Consider the following 18,253-nt stretch of genomic DNA (forward strand, 5'->3'; position numbering starts at 1 on the left):
ACGTCTGGAACAGTGGAAGCACGAACACGCGGAGCCGGAGGCGATCACCGCCACCGGCAGCAGTCCCGAAGTGGGCGTAGCTGGATCGATGGCACCGGGCGACCGGTGCCGGGACGGAGGGAGACCCCCATGACAACGCCGACGCTCACCCGCCCCGAACTGACCGCCGCCGACCGCTGTGACCGGTGCGGAGCAGCAGCTCAGGTACGCGCTGTCCTCTCCGGAGGCGGCGAACTGCTCTTCTGCGGGCACCACGCCCGCGAGCACGAGGCCAAGCTCAAGGAACTGTCCGCCGACATCCAGCGGTAACACAGACGACGAAAGGCGGCCGGTGCGCACAGGCACCGGCCGCCTTTCTGCATCTTGCAAAATGCGTGACCGAAATCACGGTTCTGCAGCGAACTGCAGTGATTACGGACACGAAACCGGACAGAAAATCAGACAGAGTCCAGGACCACTTCGAACGCCACCTCGGCCGCGCCCAGCAGCCGCCCGTCGGCCCCCAGCGCCGAGCTGACGATCCGGGTGCCGCCGACCGCGCGGCTCACCAGGCTGCGCCGCCGGACCTCGGTGCCGACGTGCCGCAGCACCGCCTCCGGCAGCACCGTCAGCAGGTCGCCGAGGATCACCAGCTGCGGGCCCAGCAGGTTGACGACGTTGATCAGCCCCAGCGTCAGCCACTCGGCGAACTCCGCGAGCCGGGTCATCGCCGCCTCCGGGTCGCGGCCCAGCTCGCGCAGCTCGAACAGGATCGCCCCGCGCGCGGTGTCCTCGGCCAGCCCGAGCGCCCGGCACAGCGCCGCCTCGCCGACCTCGGTCTCCCAGCAGCCGCTGCTGCCGCAGTAGCAGGGCCGGCCGTCCGGGCGGATCACCATGTGCCCGATCTCGCCGACGTACCCCGAGCCGCCGCGCAACGCCGAGCCTTCGGCGATGACGCCGCCGCCCACACCCACGTCCGCCGAGATGTACACGATGTCGGACGCCCCGCGGGCGGCCCCGCGCAGGTGCTCGGCCACCGCGCCGAACTCGGCGTCGTTGCCGACCAGGATCGGGATCTGCAGCACCCCGCCGAGCCGCTCGCCCAGCGCCACGTCGGTCCAGCGCAGGTTCGGGGCCTCGTGCACGTGCCCGTCCGCGCGCCGGACGACGCCGGGCACCGACACCCCGGCCGCCACCGGGGTCACGTCGAGGTCGCCGGCCAGGATGGCCGTCGACTCGATGATGTGGGTGATGACCTCCTCGGGCTGGCCCATCCGGCCGCGCAGGTTCCAGCTGTTGCGGCCCAGGATCTGCCCGCCCAGCCCGACCAGCGCGATCGCGACGTGCTCGACCTGCAGGTCGACCGCGAGCACGACCGCCGCGTGCGGCTGGGGCAGGACCAGGAGCGAGGGGCGGCCCGCCCCTCGTCCCGGCCTCGGCACCTTCTCCTCGACGACGCCGGCTTCGGCGAGCCCGTCGACGAGGGTCTTGATCGTGCTCCGGTTGAGCCCCAGCTCCGCGGCCAGGGTCGCCCGGGTGCTCGGCCCGCCGACGTGCAGCAGGCGGAGCAGGGTCGTGCGGTTGTGCCGGCGCACCTCGTCCGGTCGAGCAACGGGCGTGCTGGTCACGGGCTTTATCATCCCACGGCGGTTCAGCGCGCCGACGCAGCGGCGCGACGCCGGGACAGCGCGTCGACCGTGGCGGCGAGGAGCAGAACCAGACCGGTGATGATGTTGACCACCGCGGCCGGCTGCTTGAGCAGGCCGAGGCCGTTGATGACGACGGCGATCACGAGCCCGCCGACCACGGCGTCGGACACGCGGCCCTTGCCGCCGAAGAGCGACGTGCCGCCGATGACGGCCGAGCCGACCGCGAACAGCAGCGTGTTCAGGCCACCGGACTGCGGGCTGACCGAACCGACCTTCGACGCGGCGACGATGCCGCCGATGGCGGCGACCGCCGAGCCGATGACGAACACGCTCGCCCGGATCTTCGGCACGTCGATACCGGCGCGGCGGGCGGCTTCCTTGTTGCCGCCGACCGCGTAGACGTACCGGCCGTACTTGGTCCGGTTGAGCACGTAGGTCCCGGCCACCAGCAGCGCCAGCATGATCGGGATGACGTACGGGACACCCTGGATCGTCACGACCGTCTTGTTCGGCGAGCGGTCGATCGTCAGCAGCCAGGTCCCCACCGCCGACAGCACGACGAGCGCGCCGACCTTGACCATCACCAGCGCGGTCGGCTGGACGACCAGGCCGCGCTGGAGCCGCTTGAAGTGGCTGGTCAGCGTGATCACCGCGAAGCCGCCGGCCGCGATGAGGAAGAAGATCCAGCTGCCGAGGATGTTCAGGTTGCCGTTGGCGATCTTGTACAGGATGTCCGAGTTGCTGATGCCGATCGTGCCGCCCTCACCGATGAACTGCAGCAGGACGCCCTGCCACACGATGAACAGCGCCAGCGTCACGACGAAGGACGGCATGCCGATCTTCGACACCAGGAAGCCGGTGATGGAGCCGATGGCGGTGCCGACGCAGATGGCCAGCAGGATCTCGAGCCAGGCGTTGGCGGGGACGCCGATCGCGACGATCAGCAGGCCGAGCAGCGAAAGCGCGGCACCCGCCCAGATCCGCTGGTACGCCGACAGCAGCATGGCCACGGCGAGGACACCGATGAACGTGATGAACACGCCGGTCCCGAGGCTGCCCAGCAGGTTCCCGGCGTGGACGTAGTGCAGGGCCATCACGGATGCGGCGACACCGGAAGCCACACCGGCGGCGAGGTCGATCTCGCCGAGCAGCAGCACGAACACGATGCCCATCGCGATGATGATGACGCCCGCGCCCTGCGGGAACACGTTGGCGATGTTGGCCAGCGTGAAGAAGTTGTCCGACAGCGCGCTGAACAGGATGACCAGCACGAGCAGGCCGAACAGCGAAGGCAGCGCGCCCAGTTCACCGGCCCGCAGGCGGGCGAAGTAGTCGCGGACGGCTTCACCGGTTGACATCGATGTCGTGTCGATGCCGAAGTCGGAGATGGCCCCGGTGGGGGCCTGGGTCTGCGCGAGCGCGTCGGCGGGGGTGCCGACCTCGTGCTTGGCAGGGGTTTCAGTCATTTCCGGTTCTTTCTTCCCGCTCACAGGACCACGGCTTCGGGCCGGGCCAGGCCGAGGTCACCGGAGCGACCGGCGGTGATCAGTTCCACGACCTGGCCGTGGGTGACGTCCTTCGTGTGCACCTCGGCGACGAGCCGGCCGAGGTAGAGCACGGCGATGCGGTCGGCGACCTCGAACACGTCGGCCATGTTGTGGCTGATCAGCACGACCCCGAGGCCCTGCTCGGCCAGCCGCCGGACCAGGTCGAGCACCTGCCGGGTCTGCGCGACGCCGAGGGCGGCGGTCGGCTCGTCGAGCACGACGACCTTGCTGTTCCACAGCACCGACTTCGCGATGGCGACGGTCTGCCGCTGGCCACCGGACAGCGAGGAGACCGGCGTGCGGACCGACTTCACGGTCCGGACCGAGAGGGAGGCCAGCGTTTCGCGGGCGGCCTTCTCCATGCTGGCTTCGTCGAGCTTCCAGGAACTGCCGCGCTCGCGGCCGAGGAACATGTTCTGGACGATGTCGAGGTTGTCGGCGAGCGCGAGGTCCTGGTAGACGACCTCGATGCCGAGCTCGGCCGCGTCCTTCGGGCCGCGGATGTGGGCGTCCTGCCCGTTGAACCGCACGGCCCCCGAGTCGTACGGGTGGATGCCGGCGATGCACTTGACGAGGGTCGACTTGCCGGCGCCGTTGTCGCCGACCAGTGCGGTCACTTCGCCCGCGCGCACGTCGAAGTCCACGTCGTGGAGGACGTGGACCGGGCCGAAGCTCTTGTTCAGGCCCTTGATCTCGAGAATGGGCTCACTCATGGATGGGCTTTCTCCTGGGTGGGGACCGGGCCGGGACGCGCCGTCGGGGTGCGCGTCCCGGCCCGGCTGTTCATGGGGTGGTGCGGAGGCTCAGGAGATGCCGAGCGAGCTGCACTTGGCGGCGAGGTCGCCACCGCAGATCTCGCTCGCCTTCACGTAGCCCTGGGTCACGACGGTCTTGATGTCCTTCGCCAGGATCGTCGTCGGCGTGAGCAGCACCGACTTGATGTCGCGGTTGCCCTTCGGGTCGTGCAGCTTGCCCGTGGCGATGGCGTCGGCGCCCGCCTTGTCACCCTTGGCCAGCGCGGCGGCCAGCTTGGCGCTCGCCTCGGCCTCTTCCTTGATCGGCTTGAAGACGGTCATGTACTGCTCGCCGCGCATGACCGCCATCAGGCCGTCGGCGGTGGCGTCCTGGCCGGTGACCGGGATCTTGCCGTTGAGGCCGTTCTTCTTGAGGATGGTGATGACCGCGCCGGCCAGGCCGTCGTTCGCCGCGACGACACCGTCGACCTTGCCGGCGTTGGCCTGGAAGATCTGCTCGAACGTCGTGCCGCCGAGCTGGTTGTCCCAGTCGTTGATCGGCTGCTTCTGGATCCGCTTGAGCTTGCCGGAGGAGAACAGCGGTTCGAGGACGGAGTCCTGGCCGTTGGTGAACAGCGTGGCGTTGTTGTCGGTCGGGGCGCCCTCGATCTGGACGACACCCGCGCCGGCCTTGTCCTTCAGCGCGTCCGCCATGGCCTGACCCTGCAGCTGGCCGACCTTCTCGTTGTCGAACGAGACGTAGTAGTCGGCGCTGCCGCCGAGGCTCGGGCGGTCGTAGTTGATGACCGGGATGCCCGCGGTCTTCGCCTTGTTCTCGACGGCGGCACCGACGGCCGGGTCGGACGGGGCGATGATCAGGACCTTGACGCCGGAGCTGATGAAGCCGTCGGCCAGCGTCGAGAACTTCTGGGCGTCGCCCTGGGCGTTCTGGACGTCGGCGTCGAAGCCCTGCGCCGCGAGGGCGGCCTGGAGCATCGGCTTGTCGAAGGCTTCCCAGCGGGCCGAGCTGGCGGTCTCCGGCAGGATGACGCCGACCTTGCCGCTGGCGCCGCCGCCGGCGGCCGGGGCCGACGAGGAAGCGGAGTTGCTCCCCGTGCCCCCGCTGTTCGAACTGTTGGTACCGCATGCGGTCAGCGCCAGACCGGCGCTCACCGTGGCGGCGAGGAGGGTAAGGGTTCTGCTGCGCATCCTCGTTCCTTCCGGATCCAAGCATTGGTGACGAGCGGCCCTCGGCGTGTGCTTCGGGCCAAGCGGGGCGGTGATCCGGGAGGCCCGGCGCACCGTCGCGCATATGTTGTGGGCGACAACATATGCCGCTGAGCGGCTGCGGGGAAGATAGCTGGATCGATTAAATGACACCAATTGGACACGGTTCGGCAACACGGGCTGAACCTCGCCCGGAAAGAGTAGATCCGCTGACGATGTGATCGCCAGCACTCACGGTTAGTTACATCGATGTTTCATCGAGCCGTGATGTTAGGCCGCTCGTGTGCACCGAGCGCAACGCGTGGCGAATCCACGACCCGCCGGGGTGATTGGTCGCCGACTTGCGGACTTCGCGTGCGGAACTGCCCGAACGGCCACGCCGCGTGGGACGGACGGGCGGCGCGGCGGTGACAAGGCGGCACACAGCGTCACAAGCCGCGCGGTGCGGTGATGCGGCCGTCCCGGAGACGGAGGGTGATCACCCGAACTTCAGCCTCCCGGGCGACAGCGCCCGGGAGCGGCCGCCGTCACCAGGACCGCAGCGTGACGATCCGTTCCTCCAGCTGTTCCACGGTGGCCATGGCGGTCACCGGCCCGCCGCAGACGCGCCGCAGCTCGTTGTGGATCGCGCCGTGCGGCTTCTTCGTCCGGTGGTGGTACATCCCCACCAGCGCGTTCAGCTCCTTGCGCAACGCGCCCAGCCGCTCGCTCACCGACTGCGGGCGGGCCGTCGGCGGCGGCGCCTCCTCCTTCGCGGGCTTCCGGCGCTTCTCGTCCGCGATCTGCTCTTCCTGGCGCTTGCGCAGCAGCGCCCGCACCTGGTCCGGCTCCAGCAGCCCCGGCAGCCCCAGGTACTCCTGCTCCTCGTCGGACCCCGAGAACACCGCCGTGCCGAACGAGTTGCCGTCGTAGATGACCTGGTCGAGCTCGGCCGAGGCGCCCAGGGAGGTGAACGCCTTCTCCTCCTCGCCCGGCTCGTCCTCGGTGCGGTTGGCCTGGGCCAGGAGCTCGTCCTCCCAGCCCTCCTTCTCGCGGTGGGGCTTGCCCAGGACGTGGTCGCGCTGGGCCTCCAGCTCGCTGGCCAGCTCCAGCAGCACCGGCACCGACGGCAGGAAGACGCTCGCCGTCTCGCCCTTCTTGCGGGCTCGCACGTACCGGCCGATCGCCTGGGCGAAGAACAGCGGGGTCGACGCGCTCGTCGCGTACACACCCACGGCCAGGCGCGGGACGTCGACGCCTTCGGAGACCATCCGGACCGCCACGATCCAGCGCTCGTTCGTCTCGGAGAACTCCTTGATCCGGCCCGAGGCCTTCGGGTCGTCCGAGAGCACCAGCGTCGGCATCTCGCCCGAGATGCGCTCCAGGATCTTCGCGTACGCCCGCGCCGACTCCTGGTCCGTCGCGATCACCAGGCCACCCGCGTCCGGCACGCTCTGGCGGACCTGCGACAGCCGCGTGTCGGCCGCCTGCAGCACCGCGGGGATCCACTCGCCCGCCGGGTCGAGCGCCGTGCGCCACGCCCGGGCGTTCTGCTCCGCGGTCAGCGGCTCGCCCAGCCGCGCGGTGAACTCCTCGCCCGCGCTCGTGCGCCAGGACGCCTCGCCCGAGTACGCCAGGAACACGACCGGCCGGACCACGCCGTCGGCCAGCGCGTCCGCGTAGCCGTACGCGTGGTCGGCCTTGCTGCGCTGGAAGCCGCCCGAATCCGGCTCGTAGGTGACGAACGGGATGGCCGAATCATCCGAGCGGAACGGCGTCCCGGTCAGCGACAGGCGCCGCACGGCCGGCGTGAACGCCTCGCGGATCGCGTCGCCCCAGGACTTCGCGTCGCCGCCGTGGTGGATCTCGTCCAGGATCACCAGCGTCTTGCGGTTCTCGGTGCGCACCCGGTGCAGCGTCGGGTGCGCCGCCACCTGCGCGTACGTCAGTGCGACGCCGTTGTAGTCCGACGACGTGACGCCGGTGGTGTTGCGGAAGTTCGAGTCGATGGCGATGCCGGCCGCCGCGGCCGAGGCCGCCCACTGGTGCTTGAGGTGCTCGGTCGGGGTGACGATGGTGATCGCCTCGACCGTGCGGTCGCTCAGCAGCTCGGCGGCGATCCGCAGGCCGAACACCGTCTTGCCGGCGCCCGGCGTCGCCACCGCGAGGAAGTCCTTCGGCTTCTGCGTCAGGTACTTGGTGAGCGCCCGCCGCTGCCACGCCCGCAGCGGGCGCGCGGTCGAGTCCTTCTCCGCGGGAGGCGCCCCGAGCTGCGTCTCCGTCATGCCGGTCCTCCCCCTCGCTTGAGCCGTTGACGTGCGAAAACCCTCACTGTGGTAGGCGACTGCGGTGTCGGCGACTGCGGTGAGGGCACTGGAGCGAGTCTACCGGCCGGGTCCGACAGTTCCGGGCACCGGCACGGGTGACGTCCGCCGACACGCCCGGCCGCAGGGGGTGTGACGAGCCAAATCAGCACGGATGGACCATGCTGGACACGTCATGGGTGAGGTGCAGCCGTCCGCAGCGACGAAGGTGGCCCGCAAGGGGCCGTGGCGGCTCGTCACGCGCACGTTCGCCAAGGCCTGGGAGGGCAACATCTTCTCCGAGGCCGCCGAAGCGGCCTTCTGGCAGACGTTGTCGCTGCCCCCGCTGCTGCTGGGGCTGCTCGGTGCGCTGGGTTTCGTCGGCGAGTGGTTCGGCACCGGCGTGGTCACGGCCGTGCACGACCGCATCATCGGCTTCTGCCGGACGGTGTTCAGCTCGAACGCCGTCCAGGACATCATCGAACCGACCGTGAACAGCATCCTCACCGTCGGCAAGGGCGAGATCGTCTCGGTCGGCTTCCTGATTTCGTTGTGGGCCGGTTCGTCGGCGATGTCGTCGTTCGTGGACGCGATCACCGTCGCGCACGACCAGTACGGCGTCCGCAACGACGTCTGGCAGCGGATCTTCGCGCTCCTGCTCTACCTGTGCGGCCTGGTGATCCTGGTGGTCGGGCTGCCGCTGCTGGCGATCGGCCCGGACCTGCTGCCGGAGTTCTTCCCCACCGCCTGGCGCCCGACGGTGACGTCGTGGGTGAGCGCGCTGTACTTCCCCGCGCTGGGGGCGATGATCACCCTCGCGCTGACCACGCTGTACAAGCTCGCGCTGCCGCGGAAGCTGCCGTGGCACCGCGGGCTGCCCGGCGCGGTGCTCGCCATGGTCGTGTTCCTGCTGTCCTCGGTCGGCCTGCGCGTCTACCTGAACTGGATCACCAAGACCGGCTACACCTACGGCGCGCTGGCCGCGCCGATCGCGTTCCTGCTGCTGATGTTCTTCATCGGGCTGGCCGTCGTGGGCGGCGCGTACTTCAACAGCGCCATCCAGGAACTGTGGCCGGCCAAGGCGACCCGGCGGCAGCGGCGCAGGTGGCGGCGGCTGGAGATGGAACGCGCGTCCGAGCGGCTGCGCTCGGAGGAGGGCCGCAAGCTGTGGGACCGCTCGACCACGCCGCTGCGGCGCCCGCGCGCCGAAGACGTCGGCCCCAACGGCGCCGGGCCGTCCGAAGAGGACACGCCGTCACCGAGCGCGCCCGAACCGGCACCGAGCGCTGCTCAGGGTCGGGGGTCCACCGAAGGGGGGACCCGGAATCCACCCCCAGACTGAGTCGCTCCTCAGCAACGGCGTGAAAAGCTTCGCGGGCCATTGACGGCGGCGGGGGTCGCCGCGTTCCCGAGGGGGTTTTCACGCCATGTCCGTGCTGGCCAGACTGAGCCTGCGCAACCGGAGCCTGATCGGCCTGCTCGCGCTGGTCGTCGTCGGCTTCGGCGCCTTCGCGCTGCCGCAGCTCAAGCAGCAGCTCTTCCCGTCCCTGCAGTTCCCGCAGGCGCAGATCGTCACCGCGTACCCGGGCGCGTCGCCGGACGCGGTCGACCGGCAGGTCTCCGAACCGCTCGAAGGCGGGCTCCAGGGGCTGAAGGGCCTCGAGCAGGTCACGTCGACGTCGTCGGACGGCGTCTCGCGGGTCGTCGCGCAGTTCGAGTTCGGCACGGACATCGACGCCGCCGTCTCGCAGATCCAGCAGGTGGTCAACCATGTCCGGCCGCGGCTGCCGCAGAACACCGAGCCCGCAGTGTCCGCGGGCAGCACCGACGACCTGCCGGTGGTGCTGGTCGCCGCGGGCACCACCGTGGACCCGCAGGCGCTCGCGCCCGCGCTGACCGACCAGGTCGCGCCGGAGCTGCGGAAGATCGACGGCGTCCGCACGGTGACCGTCACCGGCGTGCAGACGCCGCGGGTCACGATCACGCTCGACTACGCGAAGCTCGCGGCGGCCGGGGTCGACCCGGCGTCGATCGCGACCACGCTGCAGACCGCGGGCGCCGCGGTGCCGGCCGGGACGCTGACCGAAAACGGCAAGACGCTGTCGGTGCAGGTCGGCGGCGGACAGACCACTGTGGACACGCTGCGCAACCTCTACCTCACGCCGAGCGCGGCCGCCGGTCGCGCGGGCACGCCGGCGCGCGGGCCGGTGAAGCTGGGTGACGTCGCCGACGTCCAGGCCGGGTTCGCGCCGGCGACGTCGATCACGCGCACCAACGGCAAGCCCAGCCTCGGTCTCTCGATCACCATGGTGGACAACGGGAACGCCGTCGCGATCTCGCAGGCGGTGCGCGACAAGCTGCCGGACCTGGCGAAGAAGACCGGCGCCGAGATGAGCGTCGTGTTCGACCAGGGCACCCCGGTGAAGGACGCGATCAGCGGCCTGACCACCGAAGGCCTGCTGGGCCTGGCCTTCGCCGTCGTCGTCATCCTGCTGTTCCTGCTCTCGGTGCGCTCGACGCTGGTGACGGCGGTCTCGATCCCGCTGTCGGTGGTCGTCGCGCTGCTGGCGCTGTGGACCGGGGACCTGTCGCTCAACCTGCTCACCCTCGGCGCGCTGACCATCGCGATCGGCCGGGTGGTCGACGACTCGATCGTCGTGCTGGAGAACATCAAACGGCACCTCGCGTACGGCGAGGAGAAGGAACGCGCGGTGCTCGACGGCGTCCGCGAGGTGGCCGGCGCGGTCACTTCGTCCACGCTGACGACCGTCGCGGTGTTCCTGCCGATCGCCTTCGTCGGCGGGTTCGTCGGCGAGCTGTTTTCGCCCTTCGCGATCACCGTAACGGTGGCGCTGCTGGCTTCGCTGCTCGTGTCGCTGACCGTGGTTCCCGTGCTGGCGTACTGGTTCCTGAAGCGGCCCTCGGTGCCGGCCGACGCCGTCGAAGCCGAGCGGGCGCGCGAAGCCGCCGTCGAGAAGGAGCGCCGCAGCGTCCTGCAGCGCGCCTACCTGCCGGTGATCCGGTTCGCGACGCGGCGGCGGCTGACCGTCGTGCTGCTGGCGCTGCTGATCTTCGCCGGCACGGTCGGGCTCGCGACGCGGCTGAACACGAACTTCCTCGACCAGTCCGGCGGCACCACGCTGAACATGACGCAGAAGCTGCCCGCCGGCACCAGCGTCGAGGCGAAGGAGAAGGCGGCCACGGCCGTCGAGCAGGCCCTCGCGGCCGAGCCCGCGGTGCAGACCTACCAGGTCAGCATCGGCGGCGGCGGGGCGTTCGGCTTCGGCGGCGGGACCAACACGAGCATCTCCGTCACCGTCGCCAAGGACACCGACCTCGACGCGCTGTCGGACCGGCTGCGGTCGAAGCTGACGTCCCGGCCCGAGCTGGGCGAGATCAAGATCGGCGCGGACGCGTCCGGGTTCAACTCCGACCAGGTCTCGGTCACGGTGACCGCGCCGTCGGAGGCCGCGCTGAAGCCGGCGTCCGACCAGGTGGTGCAGGCGCTGCGCGGGGTGTCCGGGCTGGCCGAGGTGTCGAGCGACCTGAGCGTCGGCTCGCCGCGGGTGCAGGTCGAGGTGGACGACGCCGCGGCCGCCGCGCGCGGGCTGTCGGCGAGCACCATCGGGCAGATCGCCAACCAGGCGATCGCCGGGCGCACGGTGACGCAGCTGCCGGTCGGCGGGCAGCGCACGGACATCGTCCTGCGTGCCGGCACGGCCCCGGCCACGGTGGACCAGGTTCGCGGGCTGCCGATCCCGGGCCCGGGCGGCGTCGTCCGGCTCGACGAGGTGGCTCGCGTGTCCACTGTGGACGGACCGGCGTCGGTGCGCCGCACCGGCGGGGACCTGAGCACCACGGTGACGGCGAAGAACACCGGTGACGACCTGACCAAGACCACCGCGGACATCAAGTCCAAACTGGACGGCCTGACGTTCACCGGCGGCGCGGCGTACTCGCTGGGCGGCGTGAGCCAGGACCAGCAGGAGGCGTTCTCGAACCTGTTCCTGGCGCTGCTGGCGGCCATCGCGATCGTGTTCCTGATCATGGTGGCGACGTTCCGGAGCCTGATCCAGCCGCTGATCCTGCTCGTGTCGATCCCGTTCGCGGCGACCGGCGCGATCGGGCTGCTGCTGGCCACCGGCACCGCGCTCGGCCTGCCGGCGCTGATCGGGATGCTGATGCTGGTCGGCATCGTGGTGACGAACGCGATCGTGCTGATCGACCTGATCAACCAGTACCGCGCGGAGGGGATGAGCGTCGCCGACGCCGTCACCGAAGGCGGCCGGCGCCGGCTGCGCCCGATCCTGATGACCGCCGCGGCGACGATCTTCGCCCTGGTCCCGATGGCGCTGGGCATCACCGGCCAGGGCGGGTTCATCGGCCAGCCCCTGGCGATCGTGGTCATCGGCGGCCTGGTCAGCTCCACCCTGCTCACGCTGGTCCTGGTCCCGACCCTCTACACGATGGTCGAGACCCGCAAGGAACGCCGCAAGGCCCGCCGCGCGGCCCGCCGAACCCCGGCCCAGGCCCCCGAATCGGAGTCCCTCAACCCGGAACTCGCGTGATCAGAAGGTCGACACGCGTGATTTGAGGGTCGACACGCGTGATCAGGAGGACGACACGCCGGAGCCAGGGTGAGGCCCGGCGTGTCGTCGCTTCAATCACGCGAGTCGGCTCCGCAATCACGCGTGTCGACCCTTCCGTCACGGGCGGAAGCGGTAGGTCTTGCTGTCCCAGAGGATGCAGATGCTCGGGGCCATGACCACCACGCGGAGGGTGTTGTCGCGCTCGTCGAAGTCGATGCCTTCGACCTCGAAGGAGCCCGAGCAGCCGCTGCGGAGCGGGAGCTGGCCGAGCGAGGTCACGTGGGCGGTGACGTCGGACCCGTTCAACGCAGCGGCCAGGTCGACCTGGAGCAGCGGCTTCGTGGTGCCGAAGAGGCTGCCGTCCGGGTCGTCGGACGCGCAGAGCAGGCGGGTGGCGGTCTGGAAGTCGCAGCCCTGGATGTCGCGGACCGCGTGGTCCAGGCGGATCGCGCCGGCCAGCGGGAGGTTCTGGGCCGGGTTCGTGGCCACCACGCCGGGCATCGGGTGCACCAGGAGCCGGTCCATGGTGCCCCACTCCCCCGCCACCAGCCAGCGCGCGTCCGGCGACACCGCGGCGAAGGAGTTGTTGTTCGCCTCCCACGACTCGAGGTTGTGCTTGTAGTTCGCCCACGAGCCGTCCGGGGCCTGGACGCGGAACAGCTTCGCGCCGCGGTCGTCACGCTGATAGGGCTCGACGTACCAGCCCTGGGCCGAGCCCGGGTCGCCGACGTGGTTCCAGCCCTGGGAGTTCAGGTCGGCCGGGATCGTGCCGATCCCGGTGTAGCGGATCGTCGTGCCCGAGGGACGGACGATGGTCGCGAGGCCCTGGCTTTCGTCGAGGGCACGGGCGTTGTCGGAGCCGACCTCGGTCCAGCCCGTGACGGCCTGGGCCAGCGCGGGCGAGACGACGGCCAGCAGGGCGGCGAGGGTGAGCACGATCCCGGTTCTGCGCATGTGCGACTCCGGTGGGTGAGGGAACCTGGCCCGCTGGATTTACCAGGAGTCCGGCACCCGGCACACCCGCCGAATGAAGGTTTTTCACGTTTGTTCGACGACTTGTCTCATTCCGGACAGCAGAAAGCCCCGGCGGGTGCACCCCGCCGGGGATTCAGGCCCGGGTCACTTACCGGGGCGGAGACTGTCGTAGATCTCCTTGCAGGCCGGGCAGACCGGCGACCCGGGCTTCGGCGACTTCGTCACCGGGAAGACCTCGCCGCACAGCGCCACCACGTGAGTGCCCATGACCGCGCTCTCGGCGATCTTGTTCTTCTTCACGTAGTGGAACATCTTCGGCGAGTCGTCGTCGGTGGTGTCCGTGCCCTCGGGCGTGGTTTCCGGCTTCGTCAGCGTCTCGGTGCTCACCCGTCCATTGTGCCCGAGTCCCCGCGCGAAAGGTCTCCGGCCTGGCAGGATCCCCCGCATGTTCCAGAAGGTGCTCGCGACGTTCGGCTCGGGCGGGGCGCGGATCGACGCCCGCCTGCTCGACCGCACCGCCACCCCCGGCCGCCCCCTCCACGGCGAGGTCCTGCTGCTCGGCGGCGAGGTCGACCAGGAGATCAAGGGACTCGCGGTGACCCTCCTCGCCCGCGTCCAGGTGCCCGGCGGCAAAACCGAAGACCTCCCCTTCGGCACCCAGCACCTGGTGGGCAGCGAAGTCATCCGGGCCGGGCAGCAGGTCCGCGTGCCCTTCGAGGTGCCGCTGCCCTGGGAGACGCCCGTGACCAGCGTCTACGCCAAGCCGCTCACCGGCATGGCCGTCGGCGTCCGGGCCGAGCTCGACCTGGCCGCCGCCGTCAGCGACCCGTTCGACGCCGACGCCGTCGCGATCGAGCCGCTCCCGGCGCAGAAGCGGATCCTCGACGCGCTGAGCCGGCTCGGCTTCACCTTCCGCGAAGCCATCCTCGAGCAGGGCCGGGTCGACGGCGCCCGCCAGCAGCTGCCGTTCTTCCAGGAGATCCGCTTCACCCCTTCGCCGCGCTTCGCGACGATCTTCTCCCAGGTCGCGGTCACCTTCCTGACCGCGGCGGAGCGCACCGACGTCGTGCTGGAGGTCACCAAGCGGGTCCGGGTCAGCAAGACCGGCGGGTTCGGCGGCCGCGGCCAGGACTTCCTCGGGATGTTCACCATGAAGCCGGACGTCGACTGGGAGAAGCAGCTCGAAGACTGGCTCGGCCTCCTCGCCCGGCCGCGCGGGATCTTCGACTGATGGAGTGGTCCGAGGCCGTCGGCAAGCTCGGCGGCACGTCCGGTGCCTGGCCGCGGCTCGAAGCCCGCTACGCCGAGCCCCACCGCCGCTACCACACGCTCACCCACGCGGCCGCCGTCGCGCGTGACTCCGCCTGGCTGGCGGAGGGCCTCGGCGACACCGAACGCGCGATCGTCGCCGTAGCGGCCTGGACGCACGACGTCGTGTACGACGCGAAGCCCGGCGAAGACGAACGCGCCAGCGCGGCCTGGGCCCGCGAAGCCCTGGACGGAGTGGCCGAAGCGCACGTCGAGCGTGTCGAGGGCCTCATCCTCGCCACGATCGAGCACGACGCACCGCCGGACGACCTCCTGGCCACCGCCCTGCTCGACGCCGACCTCGCCGTCCTCGGAGCGCCCGAAGAGCAGTACGCGGCGTACGCCCGCGGAGTGCGCGAGGAGTACGCGAAGTACCCCGACGACGTCTGGCGCGAAGGGCGCATCGCCGTCCTGGAGCGCATGCTCGCGCGAGAGCTCTACCGCAGCGAAGCCGCGCGGACACGCTGGGCGAGCGCCGCCGAAAAGAACCTGACGGCCGAGCTGACCCACTGGCGCGGCGAGCGGACCGATCACCGATGATGGTCCCTCGTGACTACCGCACTCTCGCTGCACGAAGAGGTCGCCTCGGCGCTGCGTGACGGGCACCCCGTCGTCGCGCTGGAGAGCACCATCCTGTCCCACGGCCTGCCGCCGGGCCGCAACCTCGACGTCGCCCGCCGGCTCGAAGGCGTGGTCCGCGACGGCGGCGCCGTCCCGGCCACGATCGCGGTGCTCGACGGGCGGGTCGTCGTCGGCCTCTCCCCGGCCGAGCTCGAGCGCGTCTGCGCGCCGGACGCCGGGCTGGACAAGCTCTCGCTGCGCGACCTCGGCCCGGCGGTCGGCCTCGGCCGCTCCGGCGCGACGACCGTGGCGAGCACGTCGGCGCTGGCCGCCGCGGCCGGGATCGGGATGTTCGCCACCGGCGGGCTCGGCGGCGTCCACGTCGGCGCGGCGCAGTCCTGGGACGTCTCGGCCGACCTCGGCGTGCTGGCGAAGGTGCCGACCGTGGTCGTCTGCTCCGGCGTGAAGTCCGTGCTCGACATCCCGGCCACCCTCGAGGTGCTGGAGACGAACTCGGTGCCGGTGCTCGGCTACCGCACCGGCGACTTCCCGGCGTTCTACCTGCGTTCGTCGGGGCACCAGGTCGGCTGGCGGGTCGACGACCCGAAGCAGGCCGCCGCCATCATCGACGCCCACCGCGCGTACGCGAATTCCGGTGTCCTGCTGGCGAATCCGATTCCCGAAGCGTCCGAAATGGACAAGGAGCTGCACGACCGGCTGCTCGCCGAAGGCCTCGCGCTCGTCGAAGAGCAGGGCGTGCACGGCGCCGACGTGACGCCGGTGCTGCTGGAGCACTTCCACACCGCGAGCGGCGGCGTGAGCATCGACGCGAACGAGGCTTTGGTGCTCAACAACGCGAAGCTGGCGACCGAAGTCGCGGTGGCGCTGGCATGAGCGGCATCGTAGTGGTCGGCGACGCGGCCCTGGACGTGATCGCCCGGCACGACAAGCCGTTGCCGCACGGCGGCGACGCCCGCGCGAAGATCCGCTTCACCGGCGGCGGCGCGGGCGCCAACACGGCGCTGTGGCTGCGCTCCCTCGGCGCGGAGACGACGCTGCTCGCGCGGATCGGCGACGACCCGGGCGGCCGGCTCATCCGGGCCGAGCTGGAGGCGGCGGGCGTGCGGTGCGCGTTCGCCGTCGACGCCGAGGCGCCGACCTGCTGCGTCGTCGTCATGGTCGACGGCTCCGGGCAGCGCAGCATGCTCGCCGACCGCGGCGCGAACCAGCGCTTCGCGCCCGAGGACGTGACCCCCGAGGCGCTCGAAGGGGCGAGCCACCTGCACCTGTCCGGTTACGTGCTGCTGGACCCGCCGTCGCGCGCGGCCGGGCTCGCCGCGCTGGCCGCGGCTCGCGAAGCGGGCTTGACGACGTCGGTCGACCCCCAAGCCGCCGCGCACATCACCGACCCGGCCGCCTTCATGGCGGACGTCCGCGGCGTGGATCTGCTGATGCCGAACACCGAGGAGCTGGTCGCGCTGACCGGTTCGGCCGACCCGGCGTCGGCGAAGGAGCTGCTCGGCACGGTCGGCGCGGTGGTCGTCACCGCCGGTCTCGACGGCGCCAGCTGGGTCGACGCGGACGGCGTCACCAGCGTGCCCGCGGTCGAGGCGGAGTGCATCGACTCGACCGGCGCGGGCGACGCCTTCGACGCGGGCGTGCTCACCGGCTGGCTGGCCGGTGAGTCCATTGTGGACGTCCTGCGGCACGGGACGCGGCTGGGCGCGCTGGCCGTCGGCAAGGTGGGGCCGCAGCCGGTCTAGCCGTCGATCACGCGGTGGGTGGTGCTTTCGATCGCCTTCGCCTCGCGCTGGTAGGTGTTCACCTGCTCGGTCTTGCGGGGAGGGCGGTCGTTGGCGATCAGCACCGCCACCCATGGCAGCGGCACCGAGATCGCCAGGAACCCGAGCGCCAGCCACCACGTGTGGTAGGTCAGCCCGGCGAGGATCAGGCACGGGATGCGGCAGCACATCATGATGACGTACTTGCGCTTGCGCGCGGCGAACTGCTCTTCGTACGACGGGGCCGCCCCGGTGATCAGCACCGGGTCCGAGTCGTTGGCGGGCATGGTCACTGCACCACCTCCGCTGTCCATCGTCCCACTTGCGCGGTTCATCCGACACCGGGGTGAGACAACTTGCTCAACGCGGCGGCGACGAGGGTTTCGATGCCCGTCCGCAGCGTCGGGTGCAGCACCGGGGCGAACCGCGGCGAGTGGTTGGACGGGATGTCGCGCTCGAACCGGCCCTCGGTCATCGCCGTGATCACCGTCTGCGGGTCGTAGCCGCCGACCAGCCAGAACACCGAGGGCACGCCGGCCGCGCGGCCGAACTCGCTGAAGTCCTCGCTGCCGGTGACCAGCGGGGCCGGCAGCACGACGTCGGCGCCGAACCGGGCGCGGAAGACCTCGGTGAGCGCGTTGTTGGCGGCTTCGTCGTTCTCGGTGATCGGGTACGCGCCGGAGCGCTCGATGTGCGGCGGCGCCGGTGCCCCGGCCGTGGCCGCCTCGCCGTGGACGATCCGCTCGACCGCGGCCAGCACCCGCTCGCGCACGGCCTGGTCGAAGGACCGGACGTTGACTTCGAGCACGGCGTCGTCGGCGATCACGTTGGCCGCCGTGCCCACGTGCAGGGAACCGACCGTGACCACCGCCGAGTCGGTGGCGGCGATCTCCCGCGAGACGATCGTCTGCAGCTTGAGCACCACGGACGCGGCCAGCACGGCCGGGTCGACGGTGGTCTCCGGGCGCGAGCCGTGCCCGCCGCGGCCGTGCAGGGTGACGCGCAGCGTGTCGGTGGCGGCCATGATCACGCCGGGGCGGGTGAGCACCCAGCCGGCCGGCCCGGGCACCAGGTGCTGGCCGAACACGACGTCGGGCTTCCCGGCGATGTCGAACAGGCCGTCGCGGACCATCGCCGCGGCGCCGCCCGCGCTCTCCTCCCCCGGCTGGAACACCACCAGCAGCGTGCCGGACCACGTGTCGCGGCCCTTCGCGAGCAGCGCGGCGGCGCCGGAGAGCCAGGTGGCGTGCATGTCGTGACCGCAGGCGTGCATGACCGGGACGTCGTTGCCGTGCTCGTCGGTGCCGCGGGCGGTGCTGGCGTAGGACAGCCCGGTCTTCTCCTCGACCGGCAGCGCGTCGATGTCGGCGCGCAGCAGCACCGTGGGGCCCTCGCCGTTGCGCAGCACGCCCAGCACGCCGGTGCCGGCGATGCCGGTGTGCACCTCGTAACCGTCGTCCTCCAGCCGCCGGGCCAGCTCGGCCGCCGTCCGGGTCTCGGCGAAGGACAGCTCCGGGTGCCGGTGGAAGTCGATGTACAGCGCTTCGAGCTCGGGCAGCGCCGCGTCGAGCGGGGCGAGGACGCGTTCAAGGGTCACAGGGGCCATCGTGGCAGCATTACC

The 18,253-nt window shown here is 71.0% G+C and carries 16 protein-coding genes; 7 read left to right on the forward strand and 9 right to left on the reverse strand.

Features of this window, described 5'->3' with window-relative positions:
- Window positions 1-129: 129 nt before the first annotated feature.
- Window positions 130-309 (forward strand): hypothetical protein, encoded by a 180-nt coding sequence (locus AB0J55_RS41280; protein ID WP_086862682.1) that lies wholly within the window; start codon window positions 130-132, stop codon window positions 307-309.
- A 128-nt stretch (window positions 310-437) separates the two neighbouring features.
- Here AB0J55_RS41280 and AB0J55_RS41285 read toward each other — a convergent pair whose 3' ends face one another.
- The 5 genes from AB0J55_RS41285 to AB0J55_RS41305 all read right to left on the reverse strand — a co-directional run bounded on the left by AB0J55_RS41285 (window position 438) and on the right by AB0J55_RS41305 (window position 7,400).
- Window positions 438-1,619 carry an ROK family transcriptional regulator gene (locus AB0J55_RS41285; protein ID WP_364262003.1) on the reverse strand — a complete coding sequence of 394 codons (1,182 nt, stop codon included), beginning with the start codon at window positions 1,617-1,619 and terminating at the stop codon, window positions 438-440.
- Window positions 1,620-1,630: 11 nt separating this feature from the next.
- On the reverse strand, window positions 1,631-3,094 hold the full coding sequence (locus AB0J55_RS41290) for an ABC transporter permease (protein WP_364262006.1): 1,464 nt from the start codon (window positions 3,092-3,094) through the stop codon (window positions 1,631-1,633).
- Window positions 3,095-3,114: 20 nt separating this feature from the next.
- Window positions 3,115-3,888 carry an ATP-binding cassette domain-containing protein gene (locus tag AB0J55_RS41295; RefSeq protein WP_004561026.1) on the reverse strand — a complete coding sequence of 258 codons (774 nt, stop codon included), beginning with the start codon at window positions 3,886-3,888 and terminating at the stop codon, window positions 3,115-3,117.
- Between the two features lie 90 nt (window positions 3,889-3,978).
- Entirely contained in the window at window positions 3,979-5,118 is a 1,140-nt protein-coding gene (locus AB0J55_RS41300) for a substrate-binding domain-containing protein (protein WP_364262009.1), read from the reverse strand.
- A 545-nt stretch (window positions 5,119-5,663) separates the two neighbouring features.
- Window positions 5,664-7,400 (reverse strand): DEAD/DEAH box helicase, encoded by a 1,737-nt coding sequence (locus AB0J55_RS41305; protein ID WP_364262012.1) that lies wholly within the window; start codon window positions 7,398-7,400, stop codon window positions 5,664-5,666.
- Between the two features lie 214 nt (window positions 7,401-7,614).
- Between AB0J55_RS41305 and AB0J55_RS41310 the strand changes: the two genes are divergently transcribed.
- Together AB0J55_RS41310 and AB0J55_RS41315 are read left to right on the forward strand one after the other, a co-directional pair.
- Window positions 7,615-8,760 (forward strand): YihY/virulence factor BrkB family protein, encoded by a 1,146-nt coding sequence (locus AB0J55_RS41310; protein WP_364262015.1) that lies wholly within the window; start codon window positions 7,615-7,617, stop codon window positions 8,758-8,760.
- An 85-nt stretch (window positions 8,761-8,845) separates the two neighbouring features.
- Window positions 8,846-11,986 (forward strand): efflux RND transporter permease subunit, encoded by a 3,141-nt coding sequence (locus tag AB0J55_RS41315; protein ID WP_364262018.1) that lies wholly within the window; start codon window positions 8,846-8,848, stop codon window positions 11,984-11,986.
- A gap of 138 nt (window positions 11,987-12,124) precedes the next feature.
- Here the strand turns inward: AB0J55_RS41315 and AB0J55_RS41320 are convergent, their stop codons facing one another.
- A complete protein-coding gene (locus tag AB0J55_RS41320) occupies window positions 12,125-12,961 on the reverse strand; it encodes a hypothetical protein (protein WP_364262021.1) in 837 nt (278 codons plus the stop codon).
- A gap of 165 nt (window positions 12,962-13,126) precedes the next feature.
- Complete coding sequence (locus AB0J55_RS41325; RefSeq protein ID WP_004561020.1) at window positions 13,127-13,369, reverse strand: DUF3039 domain-containing protein; 243 nt, start codon at window positions 13,367-13,369, stop codon at window positions 13,127-13,129.
- Window positions 13,370-13,427: 58 nt separating this feature from the next.
- On the opposite strand from AB0J55_RS41325, the gene AB0J55_RS41330 reads away from it, so the two are divergent.
- From AB0J55_RS41330 to AB0J55_RS41345, 4 genes are read left to right on the forward strand one after another with little or no spacing between them, the layout of a single operon-like run.
- On the forward strand, window positions 13,428-14,213 hold the full coding sequence (locus tag AB0J55_RS41330) for a sporulation protein (protein ID WP_364262025.1): 786 nt from the start codon (window positions 13,428-13,430) through the stop codon (window positions 14,211-14,213).
- The gene (locus AB0J55_RS41335; protein WP_364262028.1) at window positions 14,213-14,830 is read left to right on the forward strand and encodes an HD domain-containing protein; all 618 of its coding nucleotides are present in this window, start codon (window positions 14,213-14,215) and stop codon (window positions 14,828-14,830) included. Before AB0J55_RS41330 ends, AB0J55_RS41335 begins: the two co-directional genes overlap by 1 nt.
- A gap of 9 nt (window positions 14,831-14,839) precedes the next feature.
- Window positions 14,840-15,745 carry a pseudouridine-5'-phosphate glycosidase gene (locus tag AB0J55_RS41340; RefSeq protein WP_364262031.1) on the forward strand — a complete coding sequence of 302 codons (906 nt, stop codon included), beginning with the start codon at window positions 14,840-14,842 and terminating at the stop codon, window positions 15,743-15,745.
- A complete protein-coding gene (locus AB0J55_RS41345; protein WP_364262033.1) occupies window positions 15,742-16,614 on the forward strand; it encodes a carbohydrate kinase family protein in 873 nt (290 codons plus the stop codon). Before AB0J55_RS41340 ends, AB0J55_RS41345 begins: the two co-directional genes overlap by 4 nt.
- Here AB0J55_RS41345 and AB0J55_RS41350 read toward each other — a convergent pair.
- Window positions 16,611-16,925 carry a DUF3099 domain-containing protein gene (locus AB0J55_RS41350; protein ID WP_364262036.1) on the reverse strand — a complete coding sequence of 105 codons (315 nt, stop codon included), beginning with the start codon at window positions 16,923-16,925 and terminating at the stop codon, window positions 16,611-16,613. The genes AB0J55_RS41345 and AB0J55_RS41350 overlap by 4 nt on opposite strands.
- Window positions 16,926-16,963: 38 nt before the next feature.
- Entirely contained in the window at window positions 16,964-18,229 is a 1,266-nt protein-coding gene (locus tag AB0J55_RS41355) for an amidohydrolase (protein WP_364262039.1), read from the reverse strand.
- Between the last annotated feature and the right edge of the window lie 24 nt (window positions 18,230-18,253).

Source organism: Amycolatopsis sp. NPDC049688 (assembly GCF_040674975.1).
In the GTDB taxonomy this organism is placed as follows: domain Bacteria; phylum Actinomycetota; class Actinomycetes; order Mycobacteriales; family Pseudonocardiaceae; genus Amycolatopsis.

What these genes read in the sequence shown, in the direction of transcription:
- AB0J55_RS41280 (WP_086862682.1), top strand. Translation starts at nt 130, where the DNA reads ATGACAACGCCGACGCTCACCCGCCCCGAACTGACCGCCGCCGACCGC.
- AB0J55_RS41285 (WP_364262003.1), bottom strand. Translation starts at nt 1,619, where the DNA reads ATGATAAAGCCCGTGACCAGCACGCCCGTTGCTCGACCGGACGAGGTG.
- AB0J55_RS41290 (WP_364262006.1), bottom strand. Translation starts at nt 3,094, where the DNA reads ATGACTGAAACCCCTGCCAAGCACGAGGTCGGCACCCCCGCCGACGCG.
- AB0J55_RS41295 (WP_004561026.1), bottom strand. Translation starts at nt 3,888, where the DNA reads ATGAGTGAGCCCATTCTCGAGATCAAGGGCCTGAACAAGAGCTTCGGC.
- AB0J55_RS41300 (WP_364262009.1), bottom strand. Translation starts at nt 5,118, where the DNA reads ATGCGCAGCAGAACCCTTACCCTCCTCGCCGCCACGGTGAGCGCCGGT.
- AB0J55_RS41305 (WP_364262012.1), bottom strand. Translation starts at nt 7,400, where the DNA reads ATGACGGAGACGCAGCTCGGGGCGCCTCCCGCGGAGAAGGACTCGACC.
- AB0J55_RS41310 (WP_364262015.1), top strand. Translation starts at nt 7,615, where the DNA reads ATGGGTGAGGTGCAGCCGTCCGCAGCGACGAAGGTGGCCCGCAAGGGG.
- AB0J55_RS41315 (WP_364262018.1), top strand. Translation starts at nt 8,846, where the DNA reads ATGTCCGTGCTGGCCAGACTGAGCCTGCGCAACCGGAGCCTGATCGGC.
- AB0J55_RS41320 (WP_364262021.1), bottom strand. Translation starts at nt 12,961, where the DNA reads ATGCGCAGAACCGGGATCGTGCTCACCCTCGCCGCCCTGCTGGCCGTC.
- AB0J55_RS41330 (WP_364262025.1), top strand. Translation starts at nt 13,428, where the DNA reads ATGTTCCAGAAGGTGCTCGCGACGTTCGGCTCGGGCGGGGCGCGGATC.
- AB0J55_RS41335 (WP_364262028.1), top strand. Translation starts at nt 14,213, where the DNA reads ATGGAGTGGTCCGAGGCCGTCGGCAAGCTCGGCGGCACGTCCGGTGCC.
- AB0J55_RS41345 (WP_364262033.1), top strand. Translation starts at nt 15,742, where the DNA reads ATGAGCGGCATCGTAGTGGTCGGCGACGCGGCCCTGGACGTGATCGCC.